At 75.2% G+C, this 12,942-nt stretch carries 17 protein-coding genes; 6 read left to right on the top strand and 11 right to left on the bottom strand.

Annotation, left to right across the window (positions count from 1 at the left end; genetic code table 11):
• Positions 1–91: 91 nt before the first annotated feature.
• Complete coding sequence (locus FA014_RS00765; RefSeq protein WP_154727808.1) at positions 92–532, bottom strand: MarR family winged helix-turn-helix transcriptional regulator; 441 nt, start codon at positions 530–532, stop codon at positions 92–94.
• Positions 533–616: 84 nt separating this feature from the next.
• Here FA014_RS00765 and FA014_RS00760 point away from each other — a divergent pair, with 84 nt between their 5' ends.
• Positions 617–1,363 (top strand): class I SAM-dependent methyltransferase, encoded by a 747-nt coding sequence (locus FA014_RS00760; protein ID WP_154727807.1) that lies wholly within the window; start codon positions 617–619, stop codon positions 1,361–1,363.
• 24 nt (positions 1,364–1,387) lie between these two features.
• On the opposite strand, the gene FA014_RS00755 is transcribed toward FA014_RS00760, so the two are convergent.
• The 5 genes from FA014_RS00755 to FA014_RS00735 all read right to left on the bottom strand — a co-directional run bounded on the left by FA014_RS00755 (position 1,388) and on the right by FA014_RS00735 (position 5,027).
• Entirely contained in the window at positions 1,388–1,789 is a 402-nt protein-coding gene (locus FA014_RS00755) for a pyridoxamine 5'-phosphate oxidase family protein (RefSeq protein ID WP_154727806.1), read from the bottom strand.
• A gap of 37 nt (positions 1,790–1,826) precedes the next feature.
• The gene (locus FA014_RS00750) at positions 1,827–2,828 is read right to left on the bottom strand and encodes a diacylglycerol/lipid kinase family protein (RefSeq protein WP_154727805.1); all 1,002 of its coding nucleotides are present in this window, start codon (positions 2,826–2,828) and stop codon (positions 1,827–1,829) included.
• A 112-nt stretch (positions 2,829–2,940) separates the two neighbouring features.
• Entirely contained in the window at positions 2,941–3,903 is a 963-nt protein-coding gene (locus FA014_RS00745) for an NAD-dependent epimerase/dehydratase family protein (RefSeq protein ID WP_154727804.1), read from the bottom strand.
• A gap of 39 nt (positions 3,904–3,942) precedes the next feature.
• A complete protein-coding gene (locus FA014_RS00740) occupies positions 3,943–4,587 on the bottom strand; it encodes a winged helix-turn-helix transcriptional regulator (protein WP_154727803.1) in 645 nt (214 codons plus the stop codon).
• Between the two features lie 5 nt (positions 4,588–4,592).
• Positions 4,593–5,027: a VOC family protein gene (locus FA014_RS00735; RefSeq protein WP_154727802.1), complete on the bottom strand. Its 435-nt coding sequence runs from the start codon at positions 5,025–5,027 to the stop codon at positions 4,593–4,595.
• A 167-nt stretch (positions 5,028–5,194) separates the two neighbouring features.
• Between FA014_RS00735 and FA014_RS00730 the strand changes: the two genes are divergently transcribed.
• The 3 genes from FA014_RS00730 to FA014_RS00720 are packed head-to-tail and all read left to right on the top strand — an operon-like array spanning position 5,195 to position 7,647.
• Positions 5,195–5,899, top strand: a complete 705-nt coding sequence (locus tag FA014_RS00730) for a DUF1361 domain-containing protein (protein WP_195969099.1) — start codon at positions 5,195–5,197, stop codon at positions 5,897–5,899.
• 49 nt (positions 5,900–5,948) lie between these two features.
• A complete protein-coding gene (locus FA014_RS00725) occupies positions 5,949–6,827 on the top strand; it encodes an SDR family oxidoreductase (RefSeq protein WP_154727800.1) in 879 nt (292 codons plus the stop codon).
• 31 nt (positions 6,828–6,858) lie between these two features.
• The gene (locus FA014_RS00720; RefSeq protein WP_154727799.1) at positions 6,859–7,647 is read left to right on the top strand and encodes an alpha/beta fold hydrolase; all 789 of its coding nucleotides are present in this window, start codon (positions 6,859–6,861) and stop codon (positions 7,645–7,647) included.
• 24 nt (positions 7,648–7,671) lie between these two features.
• Here the strand turns inward: FA014_RS00720 and FA014_RS00715 are convergent, their stop codons facing one another.
• The 3 genes from FA014_RS00715 to FA014_RS00705 form a co-directional block, all read right to left on the bottom strand.
• Entirely contained in the window at positions 7,672–8,109 is a 438-nt protein-coding gene (locus tag FA014_RS00715) for a VOC family protein (protein WP_154727798.1), read from the bottom strand.
• Positions 8,110–8,149: 40 nt separating this feature from the next.
• A complete protein-coding gene (locus FA014_RS00710; RefSeq protein ID WP_154727797.1) occupies positions 8,150–8,635 on the bottom strand; it encodes an FBP domain-containing protein in 486 nt (161 codons plus the stop codon).
• Between the two features lie 285 nt (positions 8,636–8,920).
• Positions 8,921–9,733: a MerR family transcriptional regulator gene (locus FA014_RS00705; RefSeq protein ID WP_195969098.1), complete on the bottom strand. Its 813-nt coding sequence runs from the start codon at positions 9,731–9,733 to the stop codon at positions 8,921–8,923.
• 286 nt (positions 9,734–10,019) lie between these two features.
• Between FA014_RS00705 and FA014_RS00700 the strand changes: the two genes are divergently transcribed.
• On the top strand, positions 10,020–10,427 hold the full coding sequence (locus FA014_RS00700) for a nitroreductase family deazaflavin-dependent oxidoreductase (RefSeq protein WP_154727795.1): 408 nt from the start codon (positions 10,020–10,022) through the stop codon (positions 10,425–10,427).
• A gap of 85 nt (positions 10,428–10,512) precedes the next feature.
• Here FA014_RS00700 and FA014_RS00695 read toward each other — a convergent pair whose 3' ends face one another.
• The gene (locus FA014_RS00695) at positions 10,513–11,085 is read right to left on the bottom strand and encodes a DinB family protein (RefSeq protein WP_154727794.1); all 573 of its coding nucleotides are present in this window, start codon (positions 11,083–11,085) and stop codon (positions 10,513–10,515) included.
• A gap of 489 nt (positions 11,086–11,574) precedes the next feature.
• Between FA014_RS00695 and FA014_RS00690 the strand changes: the two genes are divergently transcribed.
• On the top strand, positions 11,575–11,883 hold the full coding sequence (locus FA014_RS00690; protein ID WP_154727793.1) for a hypothetical protein: 309 nt from the start codon (positions 11,575–11,577) through the stop codon (positions 11,881–11,883).
• A gap of 100 nt (positions 11,884–11,983) precedes the next feature.
• Here the strand turns inward: FA014_RS00690 and FA014_RS00685 are convergent, their stop codons facing one another.
• On the bottom strand, positions 11,984–12,853 hold the full coding sequence (locus FA014_RS00685) for an oxidoreductase (RefSeq protein WP_230322762.1): 870 nt from the start codon (positions 12,851–12,853) through the stop codon (positions 11,984–11,986).
• Between the last annotated feature and the right edge of the window lie 89 nt (positions 12,854–12,942).

The following is a 12,942-nucleotide window of genomic DNA, read 5'->3' as shown; positions in this document are numbered from 1 at the left end:
CGTGGGTGCTCAGGGGTGAGGGGTGGGCGCGCGTGGGCGCGGGGTGCCGCCGCGCGGACCGGCCGCGCGGTGGGGTGAGGTCGTGGGGGCGTCAGTCCCGCGTGGGGCGGGGGAGCGCGGCCGCGGCCTTGGTCAGCAGGGCGCGCAGGGTCTCGCGCTCGTCGGGGGTCAGGGGGGCGAGGATCGCGTCGTCCGCGGCCGCCACCGCCGACGCGAAGCCCACGACGAGCTCGGCGCCCTCCGGCGTGGCGTGCACGCGCTTGCTGCGCTCGTCGCCCGGCTCGGTGCGGCGCTCGACCAGGCCGCGGGCCTCCAGGCCCTTGAGCAGGCTCGAGACGCTCGCGGCGCTGGTCCGGGTGATCGCGGCGACGTCCCGCTGGATCGACCCCGGGTTCTGCGCGAGATACCCCAGGACGAAGGCCTGCTCGTGGGTGAGCCCGCGCGAGCGGACCCAGTCCTCGCCGGCCTTGCGCTGGGCCCAGCCGATCCACCGCACCAGGTCGAGGATCGTCGTGGGGTCGGGTGCGTCCATGTCGAGAAAGCTAAGTGTTCGACCTCTAACTGTCAATGCTCGAACTTCCGGGGACTGCGAGCGGCGGCGCCTAGGCTGCGCGGCATGCCGGGGCCGGGGCACTTCGACGCCCACGCCGACGCGTACGAGCGCGGGCGGCCGCCGTACCCGCCTGCGCTGTGGGAGCGGCTGCGCGCGCTGCGGCTGCTCGGCCCGGGGGTGCGGGTCGTGGACCTCGGCGCGGGCACGGGCCAGGCCACCGGCCCGATGCTGGACGCCGGCGCCGCGGTGCTGGCCGTCGAGCCGGGGGAGTCGCTCGCCGCGCGGCTGCGGCGGCGGTGGCCGGCGGCCGAGGTCGTGCCGCGCACCGCCGAGGACGCCGACCTGGCCCCGGGCGCGTTCGACCTGGCGGTGGCGGCCACCGCCGTGCACTGGTTCGACCTCGGCGTCGTGCTGCCGGACGTGCACCGCGCGCTGGCGCCGGGTGGGCACCTGGCGGTGTGGCGGAACGCGTACGGCGACCCGGAGGCGCCCGTGACGCCGTTCCGCGAGCGGGTGGACCGGATCGTCGCCCGGCGCGGCCCGCGGCCGCCCCGGCCGGGGCCCGGGGAGCTCGACGACGCGGGCTGGGCGGAGGTCCTCGCGGGCGGCGGGCTGTTCGAGGTCGTGCACCGGGACCGGTTCCGCTGGGCCGTCGACCTCGACGCCGGGCAGGTGCGCGACCTGTTCGCGACCTTCAGCGACTGGACGCCCGACGAGGCCGAGGCGGCGGCCCGGGCCGCGACGGACCTCGGGGGCACGGTGCGGGAGCACTACGTGACACCGCTGATCGTGCTGCGGCGCCTCGCGTGACGGGCCCGGCGGGGCCGGGGGACCTCAGGCCAGGTCGCGGGACGACATCGCCCGGTCCGCGGTGATCCGCAGGACGACCCGCTCGATCGTCGGGTCCGGCGTGCGGTAGCGCACCGCGTACCGGGCCAGCGCCTCCGCCACCTCGCCCGGGTCGTCGGCGACCTCGACGGTGCCCTCGAGCGTGAGCCACCGCCGCCCGTCGACCTGGCACAGCACCGCGCGCCCCGGGACGCCGTCGACCCGGCGGCGGGCGTTCACCGCCTTCTGCGTCGTGGGCCGGGTCGTCACGCGCGCCAGCCCGGCGTCCTCGTCCCAGGTGAACGCGACGGGCACGACGTGCGGCGTCCCGTCGGCCCGCAGGGTGGTGAGCGTCGCGAGGTGGCGCTCGGTGACGAACGCGAGCCGGGAGTCGGAGAGGCGGAGCACGCCGGGAAACGTACGGGCCCCCGGCGGCGCCGGCGCGCTAGCCGCCGAGGTGCTCCGAGCCCTCCGCCAGGTCGGGGCTGCGCTCGGGCCGCGGCACGCACAGCTCGAGCGCCTGCGGGCGGATCGTCACGGTGAGGGTGCGGCCCGGTTCGATGACGTCGCCGTCGACCTGCCGCCGCTCCTCGCGGTCGCTGACCACCGTGATCCGCGAGGCGCGCAGCACGTCCAGGTGCGCGACCCGGTGCGGGTGCCGCAGCACGCCCCAGGCGGTCTGCACCCAGTGGCCGAGCGTGCGGGGGGCGAGCACGGCGACGTCCATCTGCCCGTTGTCCGGCTCGGCGTCGGCGAGCAGCCGCACGCCGCCCTGCAGGCGCCCGACGTTCCCGATGATCACCGAGCGCGCGCGGCGCCGCACGGGCGGCTGGTCGTCCAGGTGGATCTCGAGGTGCATGCTGCGGTCCCGCAGGTGCGTCAGCGCCGACAGCACGTAGGCGATCGAACCGGCCTTGGCCTTCAGGGCCGTCGAGGCGTCGTCGAGCAGCGCCGCGTCGAAGCCGATGCCGGCCATCACGGCGAACGTGTGGCCGTCGGCCTCGCCGACGTCGATCCGCCGCCGACCGTGCTCCGTGGCGATCTGCACGGCCGCGGCCGGGTCGTCCGGCACGCCGAGGTTCGCGGCGAGCAGGTTCCCGGTCCCGGCGGGGAGCACCGCCAGCGCGACGTCGGTGCCGGCCAGGCCCTCGATGCACGACCGGACGGTCCCGTCGCCGCCGCAGGCGAACACGACCTGCGCGCCGTCCTCGACCGCGCGCCGCGCCTGACCCGCACCCGGGTCGTCCTCCGTCGTCTCGACCCACTCGGGCAGCGGCCACCCGGCCTCGGTCAGCGCCGCCTCGACGGCCGCCCGCCGCTCCTCCAGGCCGTCGACCCGGACCGGGTTGTACACGACGACCGACCGCAGCGGCCCGGTGTCGCGGGCGAGCGAGGCGTCGCCCGGGTCGCGGTCGTCCGCCGGGTGGGCCGGGCTGGTGGTGCTCATGTCGTCGCTGCTTCCGTCGAGGGGGAGGGTCGCGGACCTCGTGCGGTCACGACCCGCAGTGGACCACGGCGCACGCGTTCCGGCGCGTCGACGGGTGGTCGACCGGGCGTCGTCAGGCGAGCGCGGCGAGCAGGTCGGCCTCCTCGCCGGCGGTGAGCCCCGCGCGCCGCGGTCGGCCGGTGCCGCGGGCGACCTCGTCCCGCAGGACGCGCGCGACGGTCTCGGCCAGGTCCCGCTCCCGCCCCCCTGCCGCGCGGTAGCGCGCGTTCGACCGCCGGGCGAAGCCCGACGCGGACGCGGGCAGCCAGAGCGGCAGCGAGCGGGGGCCGGCCCAGTACCGGACGTCGTGGTCGACCAGCCAGGCGTCGTCCGCGGGCACCAGGGTCCCGGTGAACCCGGTCGCCGCCCGCACCGTGTCGACGAGGACGTCGAAGGGTGCGCTCGTCCCCACCGCGTCGACCGCCCCGGTCACCGCGTCCTCGCCGGCGCGGACGACCCAGGCGGCCAGGTCGTCGACGTCGATCACCTGGACCGCCCGGCCGGTGCCGGTGGGCACGAGCACCCGGCCACCGCGGTGCAGCCGCGCGGGCCAGTACCCGAAGCGGTCGGAGGGGTCGCCGGGACCGACGACCAGGCCCGGGCGGGCGACGAGCAGCCGACCGGGCAGCCGCTCCGCGGACGCGCGCTCGGCCGCGACCTTCGCGTCGGGGTACGCGGTCAGGTCACGCGGCTCGACGAGGTCCGCGGACTCGTCGGCGCCCGGCTCGTCGTCGCGCCGGTAGACGGACACGGACGAGACCAGCGTCCAGTGCCGCGCGCGGTCGGCGAGCGCAGCCAGCGCGGACCGCACCAGCACCGGCTCGTACGCCAGCTCGACCACCGCGTCCCAGTCGCCGGCGAGGCCGTCGTAGGCGCCGGGCCGGGACCGGTCCGCGCGGACCAGGCGCGCGCCCTCCGGCGCGTCCCCCGACGCCCCGCGCGCGAGGCAGGTGACCTCGGCGCCGCGGGCCAGGGCCTCGCGGGCGACGGCGCGCCCGAGCCAGGCGGTGCCGCCGAGGACCAGGACCCGTCGCATCCGCCCAGTGAACACGAGGGGCGGCGCGGGCGCGGCCGGTCAGGCCGCGAGGTGGAACGTCCGCGCGAACCTGTCGAGCAGCCCGTCGGGTCCGCGCAGGACCTCGACCACGCCGGTCGCGATCGCGCCGGCGGGGTCCAGCTCGCCGGAGATCAGCCGCCGGATGCCCGGTCCCGCGGCGAACGCCAGGTCGGCCGCGGGGTCGGTGCCCCGCGCGACGGCGAGCGCCGGGCCGTCGACCCGGACCAGCAGCTCCGCCGGGCCGACGCGCGCGGCGTACGCCGTCGGCGGCAGGTCCGCGGCCACGTCCGCGCGGAACGCGGTGCGCAGGGCGACGGTCATCGAGTCGGCCGTGACCACCTGGCCCTCCCGGGGGTCGCCCATCGCCTTGAAGCCCCACGCCCCGAGGGCGAGCACGACCGGCTCGAGCTCCCGCCCGTACGGCGTCAGCTCGTAGACGACGACCCGGGACCGCGGTGCGCGCCGGATGACGCCCGCCTCCTGCAGCTCCTTGAGCCGCGCCGCCAGCACGTTGCTCGGGATGCGGGGGAGTCCCGCCGCGAGCTCGCCGTAGCGGCGCGGCCCGACGAGCAGGTCGCGCACGATGAGCAGGGCCCAGCGCTCGCCCACGAGCTCCAGCCCGCGGGTGACGCCGCAGTACTGCCCGTAGTCGCGCGCGGCCATCGGCCTCAGGCCTGCTGGTCGGCGACGGCCGCGGGGCCGTTCGCGGCGGCGACGGGGTCCATCCAGCCGAACTCCAGCAGGTTCCCGTCGGGGTCGGCGAGCTGGCGCTGGTACATGAAGCCGTAGTCCGAGGCGGGCCGCTCCTCGGCGCCGCCCGCGCCCAGTCCCCGGGCGACCGTCTCGTCCACCGCCTCGCGGCTGTCGAGGAAGATCGCCGTCGCGACGGACACGGTGGTCGACGGGTCGCCGATGGGGCGGTCGCTGAAGGTCTGGAAGTAGTCGCGGGTCACGAGCATGAAGTACCCGTGGTCCTCCTCCACGACGACGCACGCGGCGTTGTGGTCGGTGAACAGCGGGTTGATGGTGAACCCGACGGCCTCGTAGAACGCCTTGGCGCGTTCGAGGTCGGTCACCGGCAGGTTGACGAAGATCGCGGTCATGGTGTGCTCCCTCGGACGCGGCTGTGTGTGACGCGCACCACACTTGCAAAAAGCAAGTGCGGCGTCAAGAGCCGGGAGACGCGGACGCGACGCGGAGGCGTTCCGCGGGCCGACCGGCCCGCTCCTCGGGCACCATGGGCGAGGGTCGGACGGGCGGAGGGGGACAGGTGCTGCTGCAGGACACGGTGCTGGGCGTCGTCGGGATGAACGTGCTCGCGGTCCTGCTCGTCGTCGCGCGGGCACCGGTGTTCGGCACCCGGCTGTACCGCCCGATGCTGCTGAACGTCGGTCTGTCGATCGCGCCCGTGCTCGTCCTCGGGGCAGGTGTCCTCGCGGTCGCGCTGCTCATCGCCGCGGGCGCCCCGCGCGCCGTGGGTGCCGCGGCGGAGGCCGTCGTGGTCCTCGTGTGGCTGCTGCTGCTGCCCAACGCCGGGTACCTCATCACCGAGCTCAACCAGTCGCACCGCAGGCCGGGGGAGCGGGTCCCGGAGTGGTACGACGTCCTGCTCGTGCTGTCGCTCGCGATGTCGGGCGTGCTGAACATGCTGATCAACGTCTTCTTCGTCCAGCTCGCGTACGTGGCGCTGCGGTTCGACGACGTCGACGGGCTGGCGTCCGCCGAGGTGCGCTGGCTGACGGTCGCCGTCCTGCTGCTCGCGGCGTTCGGCGTCTACCTCGGGCGGAACATCCGGGTGAACAGCTGGGACGTCCTGCGGCCCTGGCGGCTCGTCGCCCGGGTCGTGGACCACCTGCGCGCCCCGGGCAGGCTCGCCGCGGCGGGCGCGTTCACCGTCGTGTGCGGGGCGTTCTTCGGGCTCATGCAGCTGGTCGTCGTCGGCCCGCTCATCGGTGCGGTGATCGCGCTGGGCTAGCCGCCGTCCGGCACGGATTGGGCTTGACCAGCCCCGGTACGGTCGCCGCATGCCTGTCGAGGAGCTCCCGCTGGCCGGTCGCACCGCGCTCGTGACGGGGGTGTCGCGCCGCAAGGGGATCGGGTTCGCCGTCGCGTGCGAGCTCGCGCGGCTCGGGGCGAGCGTGTGCACGCACGACTTCGCGCCGCACGACGCGGACCAGCCCTGGGGCGGTGACGACCTCGACGCGGTCGCCGCGGGGGTGCGCGCGTCCCTCCGGGGCGACGCGGTCGCCGGCCGCGTGAGCGCCGACCTGCGCGACCCCGCCGAGGTGGACCGGCTGTTCGGCACGGCCCGCGACCTGACCGGTGCCGTCGACGTGCTCGTCTGCAACCACGCCCGCAGCGGCGGCGACGGGTCGATCCTCGACATGACGCCCGAGGCGCTCGACGCGTTCTGGCAGACCAACACCCGGTCGACGATCCAGCTGACGCAGCGGTTCGCGAGCCAGTTCGCCGCCGGGCCCGGGCTCGCGGCCGCCCGCCCCGGCGAGCGCCGCGCGCGCACAGGACCGGCGGACCCGGACCGCGCGCCTAAGGTCGTCTGGATGACGTCGGGCCAGCAGCACGGGCCGATGCGCGGCGAGGTCGCCTACGCGACGTCGAAGGCGGCGCTGGCCGGCGTGACCGCCACCGTGGCCGCCGAGCTGCTGGACCTGGGCGTCGTCCTCAACACGGTCGACCCCGGGCCGGTCAACACCGGGTACCTCGATCCCGGGTCGACCGACCGCCCGCTCGCCGAGCTCGACGCGCTGCGGGCGGCGACCCCCTTCGGGCGGTGGGGCGAGCCCGCGGACCCCGCGCGGCTCATCGGGTGGCTCGTCGGCCCGGCCGGCTCGTGGGTGGTCGGGCAGGTGCTGACGACAGACGGCGGCTTCGGGCTGCAGTGAGGATGTCGGTGCGGCTCGCTAGGGTGCGCCGGTGCACGTCATCGAACGCGGGGCCGGGACACCGGTCGTCCTGATCCACGGCTTCGGCATCGACCACCGGGCGCTCCTGCCGCTGGACCCGGTCTTCGAGGCCGCGGGCGGGTGGCGCCGCCTGTACCTGGACCTGCCCGGCGCCGGCGGCACACCGGCCGGGGACGTCGCGAGCGCCCAGGACGTCGTGACGGCGGTCGAGCACGAGCTGGTCCGGCGCATCGGCGACGAGCCGTTCGCGGTCCTCGGGCAGTCGTTCGGCGGCATGGTCGCGCGGCAGGTCGCCCACGACCACCGGCGCCGCGTGCTGGGGCTGGCGGTCGTGGCGGGGGTGTTCGTCGCCCAGCACGACCGCCGGGTCGTGCCGCCCAAGACGGTCCTGCGGACGGACCCCGAGGCCCTCGCGCTCCTGGGCGACGCCGCGGCCGACTACACGGAGGGCGCGGTGGTGCAGAGCGTCGCGGGTGCGCGGGCGTTCCTCGACCACGTCCGCCCCGGGCTGCTCGCCGCGGACCAGGAGGCGCTCGCCCGGATCGCCTCCCGCTACTCCCTCGACAGCGAGCCCGAGGACGCGTCCCCGGAGCCGTTCACCGCGCCGGGCCTGATCCTCACCGCGCGGCAGGACCAGGTCGTCGGGTACGAGGACGCGTGGGCCCGCCGGGCGCACTACCCGAGGTCCACGTTCGCGGTGCTCGACGCCGCCGGGCACGACGTGCACCTCGAGCAGCCGGCGCTCACGGCGGCGCTGCTCGCGGACTGGATCGCCCGGGTGCGGGCCGACGCGGGCTGACGCGACGGCACGCGCCGGGGCGGGTCAGCCGCGCCGCAGCTCCTGGGCGAGCATCACGATGATGCCGCTCGGGCCGCGGACGTAGGTCAGCCGGTAGACGTCCTCGTACGTGGCGACCCCGCGCAGCGGGTGGCAGCCGTGCCGCGCGGCGATCGCGAGGGCCTCGTCGAGGTCGTCCACCGAGAACGCGACCCGGTGCATGCCGATCTCGTTCGGACGTGTCGGCTCCGTCTCGATCGCGTCGGGGTGCAGGTACTCGAACAGCTCCAGCCGGCCGTGGCCGTCCGGCGTCCGCAGCATGGCGATCCGGGCGTGGTTGCCGTCCAGGCCGACGGCGGTGTCGGCCCACCCGCCGCTCACCTCGTCCCGGCCCACGACCTCCAGGCCGAGGTCCGTGAAGAAGGCGATGGTCGCGTCCAGGTCGCGGACGGCGATCCCGACGTTCTCGAGCGCGATCGGCATGCGCCGCACGGTACCGCCGTGCGGCGCACGCCGGGAGGGGTCAGCCGCGGGCGACCGCCGCCACGAACCGCGTGCTGCGCTCCTGCACGCCGGCGACCCGCCGCGCCACGACGGCCGCGGCGTCCTCGCCCGCCTCGGCGATCGTCGGGCGGCGGCGCGCGTTGCGGGAGCACGCGAAGTCCACGCAGACCAGCGTCCCGATCGTGTCGCCGTTCCGGCCGGACGACCCGGCGAGCCGGGCGACGAACAGCGCGACCTCGTTGGTCGCGATCACGTCCTCGCACCAGGCGCACACCGCGTTCCTCCGGGTGGCGCCGTCGGACGCGCGCAGCACCATGCCGGTGACGCGGTCGTCGACCAGGGTCACGACGTACGCGCGGCGGGGGTTCTTCGGGTCGGTCCAGCCGAGGTAGTCGAGCCGGTCCCAGTCGAGGACCGCCAGGTCGGGCACGACGGCCTGGGCCGCCTCCCGCCGGGAGCAGTTGACGAAGGACGCACGGATCTCGGGCACGGTCAGGGCACGCATGAGCAGGCTCGCTCTCAGGGAGTGGTGACGCCCGCCGCGGTCGGGGCCGCGCGGGCACGGGGGAGCACCCGTCGCGGGGGACGGCGACCCGCACCCGTGCGGGTGGGGCGGTCCGGCGCGACGGGGTCGTCCCCGTCACACAAGGTGGCCGTGGCGGCCGACCTCGCTCCCTGCGGACATCCGCGAGCTCCTCGTGCTCCTCGGCGTCGCGGCGGTGCCCGCGGCGCAGTCGACCCGATGCTGCCCCACGTGGCGCGGGGGTGTCGACCGGATTTCCCGCGTCGCTCAGCCCGGCACGCCGACCGGGACCGCGACCTCCATCACCGGACCCGCCGCGCCCGTCCCGAAGGTCGGCAGGTAGATCTCCCTGTTGTCGCCCGCCGCCGGGCTCCCGTCGCGGGACGCGCCGGACGACAGGTGGTCGTGCAGGCGGACGAGGAACGACTGGTCCCGGACCTGGACGTCGTCGACCGGCACGAACTCCTCCCGGTGGGCGGGGTCGACCGAGAGCCGGGTCGACCCCGACGGCCGGACCACGCCGACGACGGGGGCACGGACCGTGACGGGTGCCGTCCCGGAGCCCGTCGCACGCCCGTGGTACTCGACGAACGGGTGCCCGGACAGGTCCACCCCGGCGCCGCGCAGGACGGCGAACAGCGCGGCGGTTCCCGCGGCGATCGCGTCGGGCAGCCCGTGCAGGTCGGTCCGGAGCTCCAGGTCGAGGGTCAGCCGCTCGGGGACGTCGCGGTGGCCGACCCGCACGTCGCGCAGCGGGGTCGCGGACAGCGCGGCGCGCGCCCGCTCACCCGCCGCCGTCAGCGCACGCAACCGCTCACGCCGGGCGCCCCACAGGTCGTCGAACGCCGCGACCGGGTCCGCCGCGTCGAGCACGCGCGCGACGTCCGCGAGCGAGAGCCCGACACCGCGGAGCAGCCCGACCGACCGTGCGCGGTCGAGGGCCTCCGGCGAGAACGCACGCCGACCCGTGCGCGGGTCCTGCGCCACCGGGACGAGCCCCCGGGCGGCGTAGAGGCGCACGGCCTTCTCGCTCACCCCGAGCGCGTGCGCGACCTGGCCGGTGCTGTAGGTGCTGGTCATGCCGTCGACGCTAGGGCCTGCCCCTGGGGCAGGTTCAACCGGGTGCGGCGAACTAGCATCGCGAGGGTGAGCGACGACGCGGACCGGTCGGGGGAGTGCGCGCCGCGTGCGGGGCCGAGGGCGTCGACCTGCTGAACCGCCGGTGGCCCGACCGGCCACGAGGCGCTCGCACGGCGGGCGCGGGTCCTCGCGGCGGCGCTCTGAGCGCGAGGCGCGGCGCGGGCGACCGGAACGAGTTGGGTCAGAAGCCGGCGCAGGCCGGCAGGGGAGCAGGGGAGAGGCCACCGTGAACGACTGGAACACCAGCATCATCACCGAGTTCCGCGCGAACGAGGGCAGGGTCGGGGGACGGTTCGAGGGGTCTCCGCTGCTCCTGCTGCACACCACCGGGGCCAGATCCGGCCAGGAGCGCGTCAACCCGGTGATGTACCAGGACCTGGGCGACGGCCGGGTCGCGGTCTTCGCCTCGTTCGCCGGGCTCGACGTCAACCCGGCGTGGTTCCACAACCTGGTCGCAGAACCGCGGGTCTCGGCGGAGATTGGCACCGAGACCCGCGAGTTCCTGGCACGGGTCGCCACCGGTGACGAGCGGACCGCGATCTGGGAGAAGCAGAAGGCCGAGCACGCGGGCTTCGCCGGCTACGAGGCGAAGACGACTCGGGAGATCCCGGTCGTGGTGCTCGAACCGCGCTGACGAGCGCGCGACCGAGCCGCCGAGTGTCCAGAACCGGGCGCGATCTGTCCCGGTTCGGCGATCGACTTCCGGACTCTCGGTGCGTTCAGCGACCGGCCGCTGAGCGTGCCGCCGCCTCCACGCGGGAGCGGTGCGCCGCCCAGTCGGCAGCCGTGGACGTCACCGGGGCGGCGCCGGCCGCCTCGTCGAGCTGCTCGCGCACGATGTCCGCGTGGCCGGCGTGGCGGTTGGTCTCGGTCAGCACGTGCACCATGACGTTGAACAGCATCACGTCGGGCCGCGGCCACCACGGCACCACGCCACGGGCGTCGACGGGCAGCGTCTCGATGGTGGCGTCCGCGTGCGCGCACGCCCGGAGGTACCCGTCCACGACGTCGTGGCGCGACTCCCGTTCGGTGACCCACAGGCTGTCGCGGTTGGCGTAGCCCGGGTCGTCGAAGCGCGGGATCCGCTCGGGATACGGACGGCCGAAGACATCGCCCAGGTAGCGCGCCTCGGACAGCGTGAGGTGCTTGACCAGGCCGAGCAGGTTGGTTCCCGTCCTCGTGAGCGGTCGCCGCACGTCGTACTCGGAGAGCCCGTCGAGCGTGCCCAGGAGCGACCGCCGCACCTCGCGGAGGTCGTCGTGGAGGTAGGTCTTCGCGAACTCGTCGATCATCGAGCGAGCATGCCACCGTCGTGGACGTCGGTCACCGGCTCCGGACCCGGTCCTCGGCGAGATGTGCGACCGGACCTGTCGTCGCCCCGTGCCCGCTGGCCGTCCGGGGAGCACCCAGGGACTGTCCGGGTGCGCGGACGTCTGCTCACGGTGAGACGAGTCCTCTCGTCTGGGTGGGCGCCAGATTGGCTCGACGCCGATAATGCACGTTATGTCAGAGCGGGGTCTGCGTCCGTGCATCTGATGTCGCACACGGCCAGCGTCACCCCTCCCCGGCACGCGGGCAGAACCGCCCTCTGACCGGCGCGAACGTCGAGGAAGCGCGACAGGAGCGCAGCGCATGGCGGCACGGGGGTGCAATCGGCGCGCCAGCGCCGAGGCGCTGACCTGCAGGTCTTGCGTCGGTGTGACATCCGGTGCGACGAGATTCACCAGATGTCACCACTTCGGGAGGTTGCGTGGCGGTCGAGGAAGCCGGACCGCACCTTCATGGTGATCGCGCGACGCCACCGACTGAGCCCGCGCCTGGACGTCCCGTACCGCACGCCGCGCTCACGCCCCGCCATCGCCCAGGACCAACCCACCGCCTGGATCGGCGAGATGCTCGTCGGGACCAGTGAGTCGCTGCCCTACCGCACCGCACGCATGTTGCTGCTGCTGCTCGCGCAACCCCTGGTCAAGGTCGTCGCGCTGCGCGTGGATGCCGTGCGCGACTCCCCCGCCGGCATGACCATCGAGCCCGGCACACCCCCACTCCCCTGCCCGAACCGTTCGCAGGACTGGTCCGAGCGCACCTGAAAAGCCGCCCGACCTCGCCACCGGCAACGCCGAGAGCCCGTGGATGTTCGTCCGCGTCGGCGGCCGTCCGCGCGGAACGCGGTCGGCCGCCGGGTCAGCGTCAGCGTCCGATCGTCTCCAGGTCTGCCAGGTCCTCGTCAGACAGCTCGATCGCCGCGGCGGCGATGTTCTCCCGCAGGTGCGCCACCGACTTCGTTCCCGAGATGAGCAGGATGTTCGCCGATCTGTGCAGCAGCCAGCTCAGGGCCACGCCCATGGAGCTGGTGCCCGTGCGCTCGGCGACGCGTGCGAGGGCGTCCGACTGCAGTGGCGTGAACCCGCCGAGCGGGAAGAACGGGACGTAGGCGATGCCGTCGGGCGCCAGGTCGTCGATCAGGTCGTCGTCGTGGCGGACGGCGAGGTTGTACATGTTCTGCACGCTGACGACGGGGGCGATGGCGCGAGCCTCGGCGACCTGCTCGGGCGTGACGTTGCTGACCCCGAGGTGCCGGACGAGGCCGTCCTGCTGCAGCTGCGCGAGGGTCTCGAAGCCTTCGGCGATCGACCCGGCCTGCGGCCCGGTGGCGTCGCCCATCCGCATGTTCACGAGGTCGAGCGAGTCGACGCCGAGTGCCTCGAGGTTCGCCGTGACCTGCTGGCGAAGGTCCTCGGGGCGGCGCGCGGTCGGCCAGCCGCCCTCTGCGTCGCGCTCGGCGCCGACCTTGGTCGCCACGACGAGCGAGTCGTCGTACGGGTGCAGGGCCTCGCGGATCAGGTCGTTCGTGACGCGGGGCCCATAGGCGTCGCTGGTGTCGATGTGGGTGATGCCGGCCGCGACGGCCTCGCGCAGGACCGCCAAGGCGGCGTCGCGGTCTGCGGGCGGCCCCATCACCCAGGGACCGGCGAGCTGCATGGCGCCGTAGCCGAAGCGGGTGACGGTCCGGTCCCCCAGGGTCCAGGTGCCGCCGGGAAGCGCGGTAGTGCTGCTCACGATGCTGCCGTTCCTGTCGTCGGTCTGGCGCCGAGCTGGCGCCGTGAGTCAGACTGGCAACAGTGCTCTCCATCAGGAAGTAGGCACTT

The organism is Cellulomonas hominis (assembly GCF_005239125.1).
Classification (GTDB): Bacteria; Actinomycetota; Actinomycetes; order Actinomycetales; family Cellulomonadaceae; genus Cellulomonas; species Cellulomonas hominis_A.
Note: the sequence above shows the minus strand (reverse complement) of the source record. Positions and strands in the feature narration are given on the sequence as shown.